The sequence below is a fragment of the Arthrobacter sp. BI5 genome (assembly GCF_056680065.1).
Map to the genome: position 1 here is coordinate 1,109,811 of NZ_CM155264.1, position 15,371 is coordinate 1,125,181.

A 15,371-nucleotide genomic window follows, 5' to 3' on the forward strand; every position below is an offset into this window, starting at 1 on the left:
GCCTCCTGGGAAAACTCTACGTCCCGGGACGCGCCGGCGGGGAAGCTTCACACTCCGGCGCGCGGGCGTCCCCGCAGCCGTGACGCGATAAACTGGCCGCATCCCCACCAACCGCGGCCACGCCGCGATATAAGACGGAGACTTTTGTGAGCTTTACGCAGCTTGAGCGTGTATCCATCGACCGTGTTCCCATCCGCCGGGCCCTCATCTCGGTCTACGACAAGACCGGTCTGGAGGAGCTCGCCAAGGGCCTGCATGAAGCCGGCGTCAAGATCGTTTCCACCGGCTCCACTGCCAAAAAGATCGCCGCCGCGGGCATCCCCGTGCAGGAAGTCGAGGAAGTCACCGGCTCCCCGGAAATGCTGGACGGCCGGGTCAAGACCCTGCACCCGCGCGTGCACGGCGGCATCCTCGCCGACCGCCGCGTCCCGGCGCACATGAAGACCCTCGAGGACATGGCGATCGAGCCGTTCGACCTCGTCGTCGTGAACCTCTACCCCTTCGTGGAGACCGTGAAGTCCGGCGCCGCGCAGGACGACGTCGTCGAACAGATCGACATCGGGGGACCCGCGATGGTGCGCTCAGCCGCGAAGAACCACGCCGCCGTCGCGATCGTGGTGGACCCGGCGTCCTACGGTTCCGTGGTGGAGGCGGCCTCCTCCGGCGGGTTTGACCTGAAGACCCGGCGCCGGCTCGCCGCCAAGGCGTTCGCGCACACCGCGTCCTACGACACGGCCGTGGCGACCTGGACCGCCAGCCAGTTCCTCGACGAGGACGGCGACGGCGTGATCGACTGGCCCGCCTACGCCGGCCTGGCCCTGGAACGCTCCGAGGTGCTGCGCTACGGCGAAAACCCGCACCAGCAGGCCGCACTGTACGTGGACAAGGCCGCCCCGGCCGGCATCGCCCAGGCCGACCAGCTGCACGGCAAGGCGATGAGCTACAACAACTTCGTCGACGCCGACGCCGCCCTGCGCGCCGCGTTCGACTTCGCCGAGCCCGCCGTCGCCATCATCAAGCACGCCAACCCCTGCGGCGTGGCCGTGGGCTCCGCGACCGCGGCGGACCCGATTGCCGACGCCCACGCCAAGGCCCACGCCTGCGATCCGGTCTCCGCGTTCGGCGGCGTGATCGCGGCCAACCGCACCGTCACCGCCGGCATGGCCCGCACCGTGGCCGGGATCTTCACCGAGGTTGTCATCGCGCCCGGGTTCGAGGACGAGGCCGTGGAGATCCTCGCCAAGAAGAAGAACATCCGCCTCCTCACCCTGCCCGAGGGCTACGGCCGCTACCCGACCGAGTTCCGCCAGGTCTCCGGCGGCATGCTGGTCCAGGCCACGGACAAGGTCGACGCCGAGGGCGACAAGCCGGCCAACTGGACCCTCGCCGCGGGCGAAGCCGCCGACGCCGCCACCCTGGCCGACCTGGCCTTCGCCTGGACCGCCTGCCGGGCGGCCAAGTCCAACGCGATCCTGCTCGCCGCCGACGGTGCCGCCGTCGGTATCGGCATGGGCCAGGTCAACCGGCTCGACTCCTGCCGCCTCGCCGTCGAGCGGGCCAACACCCTCGGTGTGTCCGTGGAGTCCGACGTCGAGGGTGCTGGCGGGGCTTCGAACGCCGACGCCACCGGCGCTCCGGAACGTGCCCGCGGTGCAGTGGCCGCGTCGGACGCGTTCTTCCCGTTCGCCGACGGCCTGCAGATCCTGATCAACGCCGGCGTCCGCGCCGTCGTCCAGCCCGGCGGTTCCGTCCGGGACGAGGAAGTCATCGCCGCAGCCAACGCCGCCGGGATCACGATGTACTTCACCGGCGCGCGCCACTTCTTCCACTAGGGGATCTGCGCAGCGGTTGCCGCCAAGAGTGGACATGCCCTCCTTTTCCGGGAGGGCATGTCCATTTTTTGTGATGCCGTGGGGCCGTTTCGGGCTGCGGGGTAGGTCCGGTGCAGGGTTTCCGCGGGACATGCCCATTCTTCGCGGCCAGGGGTGGGCATATGGGGATTATGTCCGCTGGCTGGCACCTGCGGAGGGCATGTCCATCCTGGGTGCGGGGGATGCGGCCGAGGGGCTTGTGCGACTTGCTCATTCTTCGAGGCAAGGGGTGGGCACAGGCCCCCGGTCCAGAGGGACATGCTCAGCCTTCGCGGCCAGGGGTGGGCATATGGGGATTATGTCCACTGGCTGCCACCTGCGGAGGGCATGTCCATCCTGGGTGCGGGGGATGCGCCCGAGGGGCTTGTGCGACTTCCTCATTCTTCGCGGCCAGGGGTGGGCACAGGCCCCCGGTCCAGAGGGACATGCTCAGTCTTCGCGGCCAGGGGTGGGCATATGGGGATTATGTCCGCTGGCTGCCACGTACGGAGGGCATGTCCCGGGGAGGCAACGCGGCGGCACCGTACCCGGCCCCGCACACAGCGACGCGGGGTCACTTGCCGCCCTGTCGAGGGGGATGGGTGGCAAATGACCCCGCGTTGCCCTGTTCCTTTCTTGGGTGGGGTTTCGTCGGGGGATGGGGTTCTTAGGAGGCTGCGGCGGTGCTGTACGCCTGCTGGATCACCGAGCCCCAGTACGGCCCGTACATCACGGTGGAGCGGGTGCCGTAGCCGTAGCTGTTGATGGAGTTCTGGTAACCGGAGGAGCTGGTGCCGATGAACCAGGGACCGCCCGAGGAGCCGCCGGTCATGTCGCAGGGGATGCCCTGGGAGTTGAACTGCGGGTTGTTCGGATCGTCCGAGGCCGGCCCGGTGCAGCTGATCAGCGACTGCCCGTCGAACGGGGACGCGGCCGGGTAGCCGTAAGACTTGTAGGTGAGGCCGCGGGCGGCGTTGAACTGGACGCCGGAAGCACCGACGACGTCGGACAGGGTCTGCCCGTTCAGCGGGTCCACGACGGCGAATCCGGTGTCGTACTGCATGTCGCCGGCCGAGCTCCACTGGGTGGGGGTGTAGAGGGCATTGGCGGCCCACTTGCCGTAGGGCGCAGCGCCGTTGAGGTAGGCCGGTACGAAGACGAAGTTGGTGGCGAACGCCCCCGGGCCTTCGTTGACGCAGTGACCGGCGGTGGAGACGGTGCTCTTATTGCTGGAGCTCACCGAGTTGCCGGAGCAGACGTAGTTGCTGCCGCCCATCGTGAAGAACACCTTGCCGATGTTGGACACCGGTGATTCGGAAGCGTGCAGGGTGGTCTTGCCCCTGGCGGCCTTGCCGGAGATCTGGGTGCTCGAGCCCTTCTCCACGGTGGCCGCGGGGGACTTGTTGCCGCGGGCCAGGGCCCTGTCCGCCAGCACGTCGCCCGGGATTGCGGACTTCATGCGGTCGGGCGTCCAGTAGTCGGCGGCCTTTGAGCCGTCGACGGACTGGCTGGTCACCTGCGGGGCCCTCTTGTCCTGCGCCGCAGCGGGCGACGCGGTGGCCGCACCGGCCGCGCTGACGGCCAGGAGGGCCGCGGCGGAGAGGCTGAGGAGGCTGGTGGCCAGAGTCTTGGGTGTTCTCATGGGTGTCCTAACCGGGAGGAATGCGGGGCGGCCAGCCGGGGCGGACCGCTGTGATGGGATAGAAGCTACGCCAACGTGACGAGTGAGTAAAGCGATTTGTCAACATTTGTCACGCAAGATTTCCGCACCCTGAGGGCGGGCCCCGGCGTCACGGGGCCGACTCCGCCTGTCCCGGATAGGCGCCAATCCGACCACCTCGGGTAAGTTAGAGCCGTTGAGATAACACAAGATTTCCGGATATCCGCAGACTTTCAGGGAGACGCCCGAGCAATGGCCAAGATTATCTATACCCACACCGACGAAGCGCCGATGCTGGCCACCTATTCGTTCTTGCCGATTGTCGAGGCGTTCGCGTCGACGGCCGGTGTGGAAGTGGAGACCCGCGACATTTCGCTAGCCGGCCGCATCATCGCCGTCTTCGGCGACTACCTCACCGAAGAGCAGCGCGTCAGCGACGCCCTGGCCGAACTGGGCGAGCTCGCCAAAAAGCCCGAAGCCAACATCATCAAGCTGCCCAACATCAGCGCCTCCGTGCCGCAGCTGAAAGCCGCCATCGCCGAGCTCCAGGGACAGGGCTACGCCCTGCCGGACTACCCGGACAACCCCGCCTCGGACGAGGAGACGGACATCCGCTCCCGCTACGACAAGATCAAGGGCTCCGCCGTGAACCCGGTGCTGCGCGAAGGCAACTCCGACCGCCGCGCCCCGCTCTCGGTCAAGAACTACGCCCGCAAGAACCCGCACACCATGGGCGCCTGGACCGCGGAGTCCAAGACCAACGTCGCCCACATGGATGCCGATGACTTCCGCTCCAACGAGAAGTCCGTAGTGATCGAGGCGGACACCAACCTCAAGATCCAGCTGGTCAAGGAAGACGGCACGGTCAAGGTCCTCAAGCGGGCCTTCCCCGTGCTGGCCGGCGAGGTCATCGACGGCACCGTGATGCGCGCCGCGGCCCTGGACACCTTCCTCGCCGCCCAGGTCGCCCGGGCCAAGGAAGAGGGCGTGCTCTTCTCCGCCCACCTGAAGGCCACCATGATGAAGGTCTCCGACCCGATCATCTTCGGCCACGTCGTCAAGGCGTACTTCTCCGATCTCTTCGCCACCTACGGCGAGCAGATCGCCGCGGCCGGGCTGAGCCCGAACAACGGCCTCGCCTCCATCCTGAACGGCCTCGAGGACCTCCCCGAAGAGATCCGCGGCGACGTCGAAGCGGCCATCCAGAAGGGCCTCAACGAGGGCCCCGAGCTGGCCATGGTCGACTCGGACAAGGGCATCACCAACCTGCACGTGCCCTCCGACGTCATTGTCGATGCCTCGATGCCGGCCATGATCCGCAGCTCCGGCCACATGTGGGGCCGCGACGGCCAGGAAGCCGACACCCTCGCCGTCCTGCCGGACAGCAGCTACGCCGGGATCTACCAGGTCGTTATCGACGACTGCCGTGCAAACGGCGCCTTCGACCCGACCACCATGGGCACCGTCCCGAACGTCGGCCTGATGGCCCAGGCCGCCGAGGAATACGGCAGCCACGACAAGACCTTCGAGATCCAGTCCGCCGGCACCGTCCAGGTGGTCGACGACGCCGGCACCGTACTGATCGAACACCAGGGGGCCCCGGGTGACATCTGGCGCGCCTGCCAGACGAAGGACGTGCCGATCCGCGACTGGGTCAAGCTCGCCGTCACCCGCGCCCGCGCCTCCGCCACCCCGGCCGTGTTCTGGCTGGACAAGGGCCGCGCGCACGACGCCCGGATGATCGCCAAGGTCGAGGAATACCTCAAGGACCACGACACCGAGGGCCTGCAGCTGGAAATCATGGCGCCGGACGAGGCCACGGCCTTCACCCTGGCCCGCCTGCGCAAGGGCGAGGACACTATCTCGGTCACCGGCAACGTGCTCCGCGACTACCTCACGGACCTGTTCCCGATTCTCGAGCTCGGCACCAGCGCCAAGATGCTCTCGATCGTTCCGCTGATCAACGGCGGCGGCCTGTTCGAGACCGGTGCCGGCGGCTCCGCCCCGAAGCACGTCCAGCAGCTGCTCAAGGAAAACCACCTGCGCTGGGACAGCCTGGGTGAATTCCTGGCACTCGCTGTGAGCTTCGAGCACCTCGCAACCTCCACCGGCAACGCCCGCGCGCAGGTCCTCGCGGACACCCTGGACCGGGCCACCGGCACGTTCCTGCTGGAGAACAAGTCCCCGAAGCGCAAGGCCGGCGAGCTGGACAACCGCGGCAGCCACTTCTACCTGGCCAAGTTCTGGGCCGACGAGCTGGCCCGCCAGAGCGAGGACGCCGAGCTGGCTGCGGCCTTCGCCGCAGTCTCCGACGCCCTGGCCTCCAACGAGGAGACCATCGTCGGCGAACTGCTGTCCGTCCAGGGTTCCCCGGTGGACATCGGCGGCTACTACCGTCCGGACGACGCCAAGGTCTCCGCCGTGATGCGGCCCTCGGCCAAGTTCAGCGAAGTGCTGTCCCTGCTGGGCTAGCCCGCACCAAGCGAACGGCGCACCGGGAGTTTCCGGTGCGCCGTTCGCGTTTAAGTGCTGCCGGCGGACGACGACGGCGACGGTGCGCGCCGCCGCCGTCGTCCGCCGCGGCCGGCCAGGTTACTGGTGGCCGGCGACTGCCTAGCGGTCGGAGATCCTGCGGTCGCCGCCTGCCTCACTGGCCGGTTCGGTGGCCAGATCCGGGTCCGCGTCCAGCGGCGCGCCGGTGCCCAGCACGTCGTAGTCCGGGTCGGTGACCGGGGTCAGGCCGCCGGGCTGGACGTCCGCTTCCCCGTTGTTCACCCGCTCGCGCCATGCTCCGGTCTCGAAATCGCGGCCCTCGATGAACTTCTTGAATCGCTGCAGGTCCGCCCCCACCTGCCGGGAGTCCAGTCCAACCGCTGCGCCGATTTTCTCGGTGGCGGAGTCGGGCTCCCAGCTGAGTTCGACGTCGACCCTGGTCTCCGCCGGCCCGAGCTCGGCGAAGCGCACGGTGCCGGCGTTGCGGGGACTGTCCAGGCTTTCCCAGGACACCTGCCGGTCCGGGTCCTGGCTGGTGATCCGGGCGTCGTAGTCGCGTTTGACCCCGCCGATGCTGGTCTCGAAATGGACGGTGGTGTCATCGAGCTGCCGGACGGCGTCGACGCCGCTCATGAACTGCGGAAAATCCTCGAACTGGGTCCACTGGTTGTAGGCCTGGCTCAGGGGGACGTTCACCGCGATGGATTCGTGGACTGTTGCCATGCTTGCTTTCACTCCTTCGGCTGGCAGGTCTGCTGCCTGCGCCTCGTGTCAACGGACGGTACAAGGTGGTACGAGTGGTCGGAGACTGCTTTCGAAAAAGTCAGGCCGTTTCCGGCCTGACTGACCAAGCTAGCCGGATCTCCCGGAGAGGGAAAGTCGCCGGACAACGGTTGTCAGCCGCCAGTATCTCACCTAGGGTGCTAAGCAAGCTTAGCTTCTGCCCCCGGGGGTGCCGTTTGCCCCGGACAGCCGGGCCAAGACAGCCAACCCCGAGGAGCAATCCCATGCGCGACGAGAACAACATCAACATTCCGGGCGCCGCCTCGGCTGAGCCGCCGGCCGTGAAGGAACCCACCACGCCCCGCGAACCCTTGCCGCCCAAACCGGACCAGCAAGGACCCGAAGCCGTGTCCCCGACGGGCACCCCCACCGGCGCCCCGGTCCATTCGCGGGCACAGTCCGGTCCCTACCTGACCACCGCGCAGGGGCTCCGGCTCGGCGACACGGACCACTCGCTGAAGGCCGGCCGCCGCGGCCCCGTGCTGCTCCAGGACCACCACCTGCGCGAAAAGATCACCCACTTCGATCACGAACGCATTCCGGAGCGGGTGGTCCACGCCCGCGGCGCCGGCGCCCACGGCATCTTCCGCTCCTACGGCACGGCCGCGAAGATCAGCCGCGCCGGCTTCCTGGCCAAGGACGTCGAGACCCCGGTCTTCGTCCGCTTCTCCACGGTGCTCGGCTCGCGGGGCTCCGCGGACACGGTCCGGGACACCCGCGGCTTCGCCACGAAGTTCTATACCGACGAAGGCACGTTCGACCTCGTCGGGAACAACATCCCGGTGTTCTTCATCCAGGACGGCATCAAGTTCCCGGACATCATCCACGCCGGCAAACCCCATCCGGACCGGGAAATCCCGCAGGCCCAGAGCGCGCACGACACTTTCTGGGATTTCGTCTCGCTGCACACCGAGGCGCAGGCCCACACCATGTGGAACATGTCCGACCGTGCCCTGCCGCGATCCTTCCGCACCATGGAGGGCTTCGGCGTCCACACCTTCCGTTTGGTCAACGCCGAGGGCAAGACCAGCCTGGTGAAGTTCCACTGGAAGCCCAAGCAGGGCGTGCATTCGCTCGTCTGGGAGGAAGCGCAGCTGATCAACGGCATGGACCCGGATTTCCACCGGCGGGACCTTGCCGATGCCATTGAGGCGGGCGCCTTCCCGGAGTGGGAACTGGGCGTGCAGGTCTTCCCGGACACCGAGGAGGAGTTCTTCGAGGGCATCGACCTGCTGGACCCCACCAAGTTCGTCCCCGAGGAACTCGCCCCGGTGCAGCCGGTCGGCCTGATGACGCTCAACGCCAACCCGGTGAATTACTTCGCCGAGACGGAGCAGGTCGCCTTCCACCCCGGCCACCTCGTGCCCGGGATCGACGTCACGAACGACCCGCTGCTGCAGGTGCGCCTCTTCTCCTACATCGACACGCAGATCAGCCGGCTGGGCGGCCCCAACTTCAGCCAGCTGCCGATCAACCGACCGCACGCACCGGTCAACGACATGCTGCGTGACGGGATGCACCAGACGGCGGTCCACGGCGGGGCCGCGCCCTACCATCCGAACTCCCTGGACGGCGGCTGTCCCTTCCTGGCCGGTGCCGACGTCGGTGCCTTCATCGATGTGCCGGAGGAACTCGCGGCAGCGGTCAAGGAACGGAAGTCACCGGCCTCTTTCGACGACCACTACAGCCAGGCCCGCCTCTTCTTCCGCAGCCTGGCGCCCGTGGAGCAGGACCACGTGATCCAGGCGTACACCTTTGAACTGGGCAAATGCCGCGAGCAGGCGATCCGTGAGCGGCAGCTGCTGGCGCTCGCGAACATCGACGCCGGCCTGTGCGCGGCGGTGGCCGCGGGGCTGGGAATGGACGCCCCCGCAGCCAGCGAAGAGGTCCCGGACACGGCCCCGAGCCCGGCGGTTTCGCAGCTGGGCGGCAGCTGGCCGGTGGCAGGCCGGGTGGTCGGGATCGTCGCGGACGCGGACAGTGACCTCGACTCCGTCCAGGCGGCCCGGGAGGCGTTGAATGCCGCCGGGATCGTGCCGCTGGTGATCGCGCCGGCGGGCGGGTTCCTGGGCGGGCCCGACGGCGGGATCCCGGTCCAGCGCAGTTACCTCACCGCGCGCTCCACCGAGTTCGACGCCGTACTGCTGGCGGGCTCGGGTGCGCCGGCAAAGGACGCGGCGGCGGGCCGGGACGCCAAGGCGGGCGAGCCGGGCGCCGCCGTCGACCCAAGGCTGGTGCTGCTCCTCGCCGAACTGTTCCGGCACTCCAAGGCAATCGGCGGCTGGGGAGAAGCCGGCGGCGTCCTGGACGCGGCGAGCATCCCGCAGGATGCCACCGGACTGGCACTGGGGGAGGCGCCCGCGGATGTGGTGCCACAGCTCACTGAGCTGCTGGCGGCGCACCGGGCCTGGGACCGGTTCCCGGCCGCGGGCGCTTAGCCTCCGCCCTTGCCTTTGTCCTTGCCCTTAGCTTTTCCGCCCGGCGCGTTGTTCACGGGTGCCGGGGCGGGAACGGGTGCGGGCGCCACCGCAGCCGCGGCGGCCTCGGCTGCGGCGGCCGCCTTGGCCTTGGCCTCGGCCGCGGCCTTGGCTGCCGCAGCGGCCTTGTCGGCGGCGGCCTGCTTCGCCGCCGCGGCATCCCGCGCGGCCTTGGCAGCCGCCGCTTGCTTGGCGGTGAGGTCGGCGCGGACGGCATCGATAGCGGCCGTGATGCTTTGGTGGCGTTTGAAGGACACCTGCCCGTCCGCGGCGGCCGTGTCGAGCTTGGCCGCCAGTTCATCCAGCAGTTTCAGCGCGCTCGCGGTGTCCTCGGTGGCGGCCGCTTCGGTGACGGCCAGCACCTGGGATTGGAGCTGTTGGGCCGCGGCACTCTCCAAATCGGGAGCTGGACCGGCGCATCCGGACAGCGAGCCAGCGATCAGGGCCGCCGCCACCAGGGGGCCGGCTACGGCAAAAGTGCGACGCCGGTTAATGTTGCTCATGGTTCCACGCTCTTCTGCAGTTGCTTCAGGTGCTCACCCAGGTTGCCGGTGACGGCTGGGTAGGGCACGACGGCGGGCGGCTTCGGCGCGGCCAGCAAGAAGGCGGCGCCGACCGCCGCCAGGAGGGCCACGAGGACCAGGATCACGGCGGCCTTGGTGCGGCGGCGGGACCGCCGGAATCCGGCGGCCGTACGGGACAGGACGCCTGTGCGGCGCTCCCGTCGGCTGGCGGCGCGCGGCGTCACGGCGCGCCGGCCCGGCGTGCCGGCTCCTGAAGCCGCGGTTTGCGCCGGCTCCTGAGCGGTGTCCTGAGCCGTGTCCTGAGCCGTGTCCTGCGCGGGGTGGGAGAGGGCGTCCGGGGGATTCACCGGTGCGGTCAGCCCCGCGGCGGCAGCCGAGAGCGGCGGCCTGGCGGGCGGGGCAGGCAACACCCGGGTCCGCTCCTCGGCCAGAAGGCCCGGCAGTGAGTCAGGCGACACCAGGGCCTGGCGCAGGGCAACTTCCAGGTCGGCCGCAGCGGGCCGGTCCAAGGGGTCCAACGCCGTCATGGCCCGGATCAGCTGCGCCCATTCGGCCGGAACGCCGTCCGGCACCACAGGGGCCCGGTGCAGCCGGGCCACTGCCGACTCGACGGCGCTTCCCGGGTACTCCACGGAACCCTTAATGCATTCGAGCAGCACCAGGCCCAACGAGTAGATGTCGCTCGCCGGACCCATGTCCGCGCCGCGCGCCTGCTCGGGACTGAGATACGCCGCGGTTCCCACCATCGTGCCAGTGGCGGTGAGCCTGGTCCCGTCCACAATCCGGGCGATGCCGAAGTCGGTCAGTTTTGGCCGCAGCGGTTCGCCGGGACGGACCTGCACCAGCAGGACGTTGGCCGGCTTGATGTCGCGATGGATGATGCCGAGCGAGTGGACGTACGCTAGGGCGTCGGCGAGGCCCGCGCCGATGACGGCCAGCTCGTCGAACGGGACCGGGCTGTGCCGTATCCGGCTTCGCAGGTCCTGGCCGTCCACCAACTCCATGGTCAGGAACGGCCTGGGCTCGTCCGGGATCCGGGTATCCGTGCCCGCATCAAAGAGTGTGACCAGGCTCGGATGGTTGAGCGTGGCCAGCAGCTCGATCTCGGCCTGCTGGCGTTTGAGTTCGTCGGCATCCGCGGACTGCGGCGCGAACAGCTTGAGCGCGACCTCTCGGCCCAGATTCTCGTCCCGGGCCGAGTAAACGGACGCCATACCGCCCCGGCCGATCACATCGCCCAGACGGTAGCGGCCGCCGAGGATCTCGGTCGTGACCTTACTGGGTGAAGCGTCCACGATATTCCCCGTCATTTTGCTGGCGCCTCGGTGGCGTCCCTAAAGAATAATACGGGCGCGGGTATCAAGGTCCGGCACCGGGTGCAACGGAGCACCCAACTCTCATCACGGTCATCTGTGGTGGCGGTTCCACCTTTCACGGGAAGGAATCGGTACCCGCCGGAGCCCGCGGAGCCGTTGAATCCCCCAGCGGACCCAACGACTTCGCTCCGGCGGTCATGGACCTGGACGGGAGCGCCCGCGGTTAGGGCGGGCGTCCCGCGGCCGGGGCTATCGCGGGGGTGGGGTGCTGCGGCAGGAACGCGGCAGCCGGGCCTACCGCCAAGGGCACTGAGACGGTGCCCCTGGCGGGGGTGGCGGTCGGCCGGACGCGGACGGTGGTGTCCATGGGGAAAGCTCCTGAATGACTGGTGGCGGGTGCACATGGCAACCCGAAGGACCGTGCTCTGCGCAGGAAAATGGCAGAGAACGGCCCGACTAGTCAGGAGATGACCCGGGATCGGCGGAATCAGCCGGATGGACGTGCTGTAACGGGCCGCTGATGGGATCGGTGCCCACTGGCGGAATGAGGAAGAACGCGCTGGGTGTCAGCGCGGCAGCGCCGGAGGGCCCGGCGGACGCGGACCCGCTGCCGGAAGCTGACCCGGGTGCCGCAGGAAGGGCGTTCGGTGCCGGCAGGCCGGGACCGCCGCCGTACGGGCGGGGCCCGTCGTCGTTGCCGGTCGGCGCCGCAGGAGCGCCGTCGCCCGAGGAACGGGGGTGGGCCGGAGGGCGGTTTCCGCCGGTGGCCAGGTCAACGGGCGGACTCAGCGGGCCCCCCTGTTCCGGGAGGGCAAGGAAGGCAAGGGCGCCGGGGAGCGCTGCGGGCTGAACGTCCATGCCGGCAAAGCGCTGCGGCTGTCCTCCGGCGTCAGCACTGAGCGCCTTCGCAGGAGGAGCCGGGGAGGCAGCCACGACGCTGCTCCCTGGCTGGACGCGCGGTGCCGGAGCAGTCGCCGGAGCGTTAGGGGCGGCAATGGAACTGGTCCCAGGGCTGGCCACGGGGCTGGGGACGGGTGGCACCACCGCGGGCGACGGCGTCGGCGGCACCGTACCGGGGGCGGGGTCACCCGCCGGAAGCGTTGGCCCGGGAGCAGGCTGGGTGCCGGGTTCGGTGCCGGGCAAGGCGTCTAGGTCCGTATCGGGACTCGTCACCGGAACGGCGGGATCAACGGCTGGCGGCGGAGGCTCGCCGATCGGGACGGGCCCGGGGCCGGGGGCAGGCTCTGACGCCGGCTCCGGTGCGGGAGGAACGGTGGCCGGCGGCTCAACAACCTGCGGGACCGGCTCCAGCTGCGCGGCAGGTGGCTCGGCCACCGGCTCCGAAGCAGGGGACACGGGGACCAGGGGCTCAACAACCTGCGGGACCGGATCCACCTGCGCGACCGGCATCAGCGGCAACGGGTCCGGGGTCACTGGAGTAAGGGGCGCCACCGGGGAAGAAACAGGCCCGGCAGCGACAGGAGCAACAGGCGCAGGAACAGGAGCAACAGGGGCAGGAACAGGATCAGCAACGGGCGCCGGAACAGGATCAGGGGCAGGGCTCACCGCTGGCTGGGACGTGCCGTCCGGCGGCTGGGCCACCGGGCTGGGCGCCAGCGGATCATCGGATTTCGGCAACTGGATCATGGTCACGACCGCCGAGCCAGGCACCGGAACCGCGCTGGAAACCGTGAGCTCCCCGGCGTTGGCCGGGGCCGCAGACAGTGCCAGCCAGGTCAGCCCGGCCCCCACCGCCAGGAGCCCCCGCTGCAGATAGCGGCGAACCGGGAGAGGGTGTGGACGGGGAGGGCTTGCGGCAAATTCCATGCGCAACACACCTCCCCGAAAGCTATCGACGATTGGTCTACAGCGTAAGTCCGGGGGCCGGGGCGAGTCCATAGCGCGGCGCGAATTGGAGTCGAGGGGCCCGGGTTTTAGCGGTCAGCGCACGTCGTTCGGGTAGCTCACCCCGAGTTGCGCGCGGACGCCGTCGAACAACCGCATGGTGTTCAGGGAATCTTCCAGCGGCATGACCGGGCTCTCGGTGAGCCCCTGCTGGATGCAGCGGGTCACTTCGCGGAGTTCGTAGCTGTAGCCGCGCCCCACCACACTGAACTGCTCGGTGCGCGGCTCCTCGAAGCCGACCCGCACCACCAGTTCCTTGGGGTTGTTGACGGACCCCAGGCTCTGCAGGAAGCCTTGGCTGCCGGCAACGGTGGCGGCGCGCGGACCGTGGGCCAGAAGCGAGGACGTCAGCTGAGCCTGGGCGCCGTGGTGGTAGCCCAGGGTCAGCGCGTTCTGGGCGTCCACGCCGTCGTCGTTGATCCAGCCGGTGGCACTGACCGTCTGCGGGAACCCCAGCGTGCCCAGCGCCCACAGCAGCGGGTAGATGCTGATGTCCAGCAGGGCGCCGCCGCCGTCCCTGGGTGCCCAGAGCCGGGAGGTGGGGGAGTACGGGGCCGGGAAACCCAGGTCGGCCCCCACCCACTTGACCTCGCCGATTTCGCCCGAAGCGGCAATCTCGAAAGCGCGCTGCAGGCTGGGCAGGAACCGGCTCCACATGGCTTCCATCAGGAACAGGCCCTGGTCCCGTGCCAGCGCCACAAGTTCGGCGGCCTCCCGCGCATTGACCGTAAGGGCTTTCTCGCACAGGACATGCTTGCCCGCCTGCAGCGCCGCCAGGGCGATTTCGTGATGGTGGGCGTGCGGAGTGGCGACATAGACGACGTCGACCGCGTCGTTGGCGAGCAGCCGTTCGTAGCCGGCCGCGCCGTCCTGGTCGCCGTAGGCCCTGGCGAAGCCGTAGTCGGCCGCGAACGCCTCGGCCGCGGCCTGGCTGCGCGAGCTCACCGCGTAGAGCTCGGCGTCGGAGAGCAGCTCCAGGTCCCGGGTCACGGCGGCGGCGATCCCGCCGGTGGCGATCACGCCCCACCGCAGCCTGGCTCCGGTGGCGGTCCGCGGATCCTGGTCGGGTTGGCTGGAGAGCCAGGGCTTGGCGATGGGGGCAGTCATGGTGCCATCCTCTCACCCGTCTGCGGGAGGGCTGCGGTTTTGGTGGCGTGAGCTGCGGGAGGGATGCGGGGTGGGACACAAAAGGGCCCCGGCCCTCCCTTGCAGGGAGGTCCGGGGCCCAGGTGTTGGAGCGTCAGGCTACTTGGTGATCGGTCCGAGTACCGGATCGTCGACGTAGGCCGTCTTGACGTTTTCCTTGGTCACGATGACCGGCTCCAGCAGGTAGGCCGGGACGGTCTTGACCTTGTTGTTGTAGGACTTGTCATCGTTGATCTCAGGCTTCTTGCCGGCCTGGATGTCCTTGACCATGGTGATCGCGTGCTCGACGAGCTTGCGGGTGTCCTTGTTGATGGTGGAGTACTGCTCACCGGCCATGATCGACTTCACGGACTCAACCTCGGAGTCCTGCCCGGTGATGATCGGCAACGGCTTGCCGGCGGCCTTGACCGAGGTCAGGACGGCGCGGGCCAGCGTGTCGTTCGGGGACAGCACGCCGTCCAGCGTGGCGCTGCCGTAGTTGCTGTTCAGCAGGGTGTCGGCACGACGCTGGGCGTTCTCAGCCTTCCAGCCTTGGGTAACGGCCTGGTTGAAGGACTTCTGGCCGGACTTCACCACGAGGGTGCCGTCGTCGATCTTCGGCTGGAGCACCTTCATGGCGCCGTCGAAGAAGACCTTCGCGTTGGCGTCATCGGGGGAACCGGCGAAGAGTTCGATGTTGTACGGGCCCGAGGGCTTCTTGGCCTTCATGCCGTCCAGCAGTGCCTGGCCCTGCAGCTCGCCAACCTTGAAGTTGTCGTATGCCACGTAGTAGTCCACGTTGGGGGTGTTCAGGAGCAGACGGTCGTACGCGATGATCGTCGCGCCGGCGTCCTTGGCCTGCTTGAGCTGGGTGCCCAGCTGGGCGCCGTCGATGGCACCCACAATGATGACCTTGGCACCCTTGGTGACCATGGCGCTGATCTGGTTCTGCTGTTCCGAGACGCCGCCGTTGGCGAACTGCACGTCAGCCTTGAACCCGGCACCCTTGAGGCCGTCGTTGAACAGCTTCTCTGCCAGCACCCAGTTTTCGCTGGTCTTCTGGGGGAGTGCGACGCCGATCGAGGAGTCCTTGGGGAACGCCTCGCCACCGCCGCTCGCGCCACCGGAAGTTCCGCTGTCGGAACGGCCGCAGGCTGTCAGCGCCAGTGCCGCAATAGCAGCGATTGCTGCTGCCTTTCCTGCTTTACCAATCATTTGCATTGCTTGGTTCACTTTCT

At 68.7% G+C, this 15,371-nt stretch carries 11 protein-coding genes; 3 read left to right on the top strand and 8 right to left on the bottom strand.

The features are described from left to right. Positions 1 to 146: 146 nt before the first annotated feature. Positions 147 to 1,832, top strand: coding sequence for a bifunctional phosphoribosylaminoimidazolecarboxamide formyltransferase/IMP cyclohydrolase (gene purH, locus AC1MED_RS05135; protein WP_479785798.1), 1,686 nt, complete (start codon positions 147 to 149; stop codon positions 1,830 to 1,832). A gap of 685 nt (positions 1,833 to 2,517) precedes the next feature. On the opposite strand, the gene AC1MED_RS05140 is transcribed toward purH, so the two are convergent. After that, positions 2,518 to 3,492, bottom strand: coding sequence for a trypsin-like serine peptidase (locus tag AC1MED_RS05140; RefSeq protein WP_479785800.1), 975 nt, complete (start codon positions 3,490 to 3,492; stop codon positions 2,518 to 2,520). Positions 3,493 to 3,762: 270 nt separating this feature from the next. On the opposite strand from AC1MED_RS05140, the gene AC1MED_RS05145 reads away from it, so the two are divergent. Further along, entirely contained in the window at positions 3,763 to 5,982 is a 2,220-nt protein-coding gene (locus AC1MED_RS05145; protein ID WP_479785802.1) for an NADP-dependent isocitrate dehydrogenase, read from the top strand. A 141-nt stretch (positions 5,983 to 6,123) separates the two neighbouring features. Here the strand turns inward: AC1MED_RS05145 and AC1MED_RS05150 are convergent, their stop codons facing one another. Continuing rightward, complete coding sequence (locus AC1MED_RS05150; protein ID WP_479785804.1) at positions 6,124 to 6,726, bottom strand: SRPBCC family protein; 603 nt, start codon at positions 6,724 to 6,726, stop codon at positions 6,124 to 6,126. A gap of 284 nt (positions 6,727 to 7,010) precedes the next feature. Between AC1MED_RS05150 and AC1MED_RS05155 the strand changes: the two genes are divergently transcribed. Then, entirely contained in the window at positions 7,011 to 9,224 is a 2,214-nt protein-coding gene (locus tag AC1MED_RS05155; protein WP_479785805.1) for a catalase, read from the top strand. On the opposite strand, the gene AC1MED_RS05160 is transcribed toward AC1MED_RS05155, so the two are convergent. The 6 genes from AC1MED_RS05160 to AC1MED_RS05185 form a co-directional block, all read right to left on the bottom strand. Next, a complete protein-coding gene (locus AC1MED_RS05160) occupies positions 9,221 to 9,766 on the bottom strand; it encodes a mucin-associated surface protein (RefSeq protein ID WP_479785807.1) in 546 nt (181 codons plus the stop codon). The two genes, AC1MED_RS05155 and AC1MED_RS05160, sit on opposite strands and share 4 nt — an antisense overlap. Beyond that, positions 9,763 to 11,097 (bottom strand): serine/threonine-protein kinase, encoded by a 1,335-nt coding sequence (locus AC1MED_RS05165; RefSeq protein ID WP_479785809.1) that lies wholly within the window; start codon positions 11,095 to 11,097, stop codon positions 9,763 to 9,765. Before AC1MED_RS05165 ends, AC1MED_RS05160 begins: the two co-directional genes overlap by 4 nt. A 229-nt stretch (positions 11,098 to 11,326) precedes the next feature. After that, positions 11,327 to 11,470, bottom strand: coding sequence for a hypothetical protein (locus tag AC1MED_RS05170; RefSeq protein ID WP_479785810.1), 144 nt, complete (start codon positions 11,468 to 11,470; stop codon positions 11,327 to 11,329). An 89-nt stretch (positions 11,471 to 11,559) separates the two neighbouring features. Beyond that, complete coding sequence (locus AC1MED_RS05175; protein ID WP_479785812.1) at positions 11,560 to 11,961, bottom strand: hypothetical protein; 402 nt, start codon at positions 11,959 to 11,961, stop codon at positions 11,560 to 11,562. A 1,083-nt stretch (positions 11,962 to 13,044) separates the two neighbouring features. After that, positions 13,045 to 14,115, bottom strand: a complete 1,071-nt coding sequence (locus tag AC1MED_RS05180) for a Gfo/Idh/MocA family protein (protein ID WP_479785814.1) — start codon at positions 14,113 to 14,115, stop codon at positions 13,045 to 13,047. 138 nt (positions 14,116 to 14,253) lie between these two features. After that, positions 14,254 to 15,354, bottom strand: a complete 1,101-nt coding sequence (locus AC1MED_RS05185) for a substrate-binding domain-containing protein (protein WP_479785816.1) — start codon at positions 15,352 to 15,354, stop codon at positions 14,254 to 14,256. Between the last annotated feature and the right edge of the window lie 17 nt (positions 15,355 to 15,371).

What these genes read in the sequence shown, in the direction of transcription:
- AC1MED_RS05140 (WP_479785800.1), bottom strand. Translation starts at nt 3,492, where the DNA reads ATGAGAACACCCAAGACTCTGGCCACCAGCCTCCTCAGCCTCTCCGCC.
- AC1MED_RS05145 (WP_479785802.1), top strand. Translation starts at nt 3,763, where the DNA reads ATGGCCAAGATTATCTATACCCACACCGACGAAGCGCCGATGCTGGCC.
- AC1MED_RS05150 (WP_479785804.1), bottom strand. Translation starts at nt 6,726, where the DNA reads ATGGCAACAGTCCACGAATCCATCGCGGTGAACGTCCCCCTGAGCCAG.
- AC1MED_RS05155 (WP_479785805.1), top strand. Translation starts at nt 7,011, where the DNA reads ATGCGCGACGAGAACAACATCAACATTCCGGGCGCCGCCTCGGCTGAG.
- AC1MED_RS05160 (WP_479785807.1), bottom strand. Translation starts at nt 9,766, where the DNA reads ATGAGCAACATTAACCGGCGTCGCACTTTTGCCGTAGCCGGCCCCCTG.
- AC1MED_RS05165 (WP_479785809.1), bottom strand. Translation starts at nt 11,097, where the DNA reads ATGACGGGGAATATCGTGGACGCTTCACCCAGTAAGGTCACGACCGAG.
- AC1MED_RS05170 (WP_479785810.1), bottom strand. Translation starts at nt 11,470, where the DNA reads ATGGACACCACCGTCCGCGTCCGGCCGACCGCCACCCCCGCCAGGGGC.
- AC1MED_RS05175 (WP_479785812.1), bottom strand. Translation starts at nt 11,961, where the DNA reads ATGGACGTTCAGCCCGCAGCGCTCCCCGGCGCCCTTGCCTTCCTTGCC.
- AC1MED_RS05180 (WP_479785814.1), bottom strand. Translation starts at nt 14,115, where the DNA reads ATGACTGCCCCCATCGCCAAGCCCTGGCTCTCCAGCCAACCCGACCAG.
- AC1MED_RS05185 (WP_479785816.1), bottom strand. Translation starts at nt 15,354, where the DNA reads ATGCAAATGATTGGTAAAGCAGGAAAGGCAGCAGCAATCGCTGCTATT.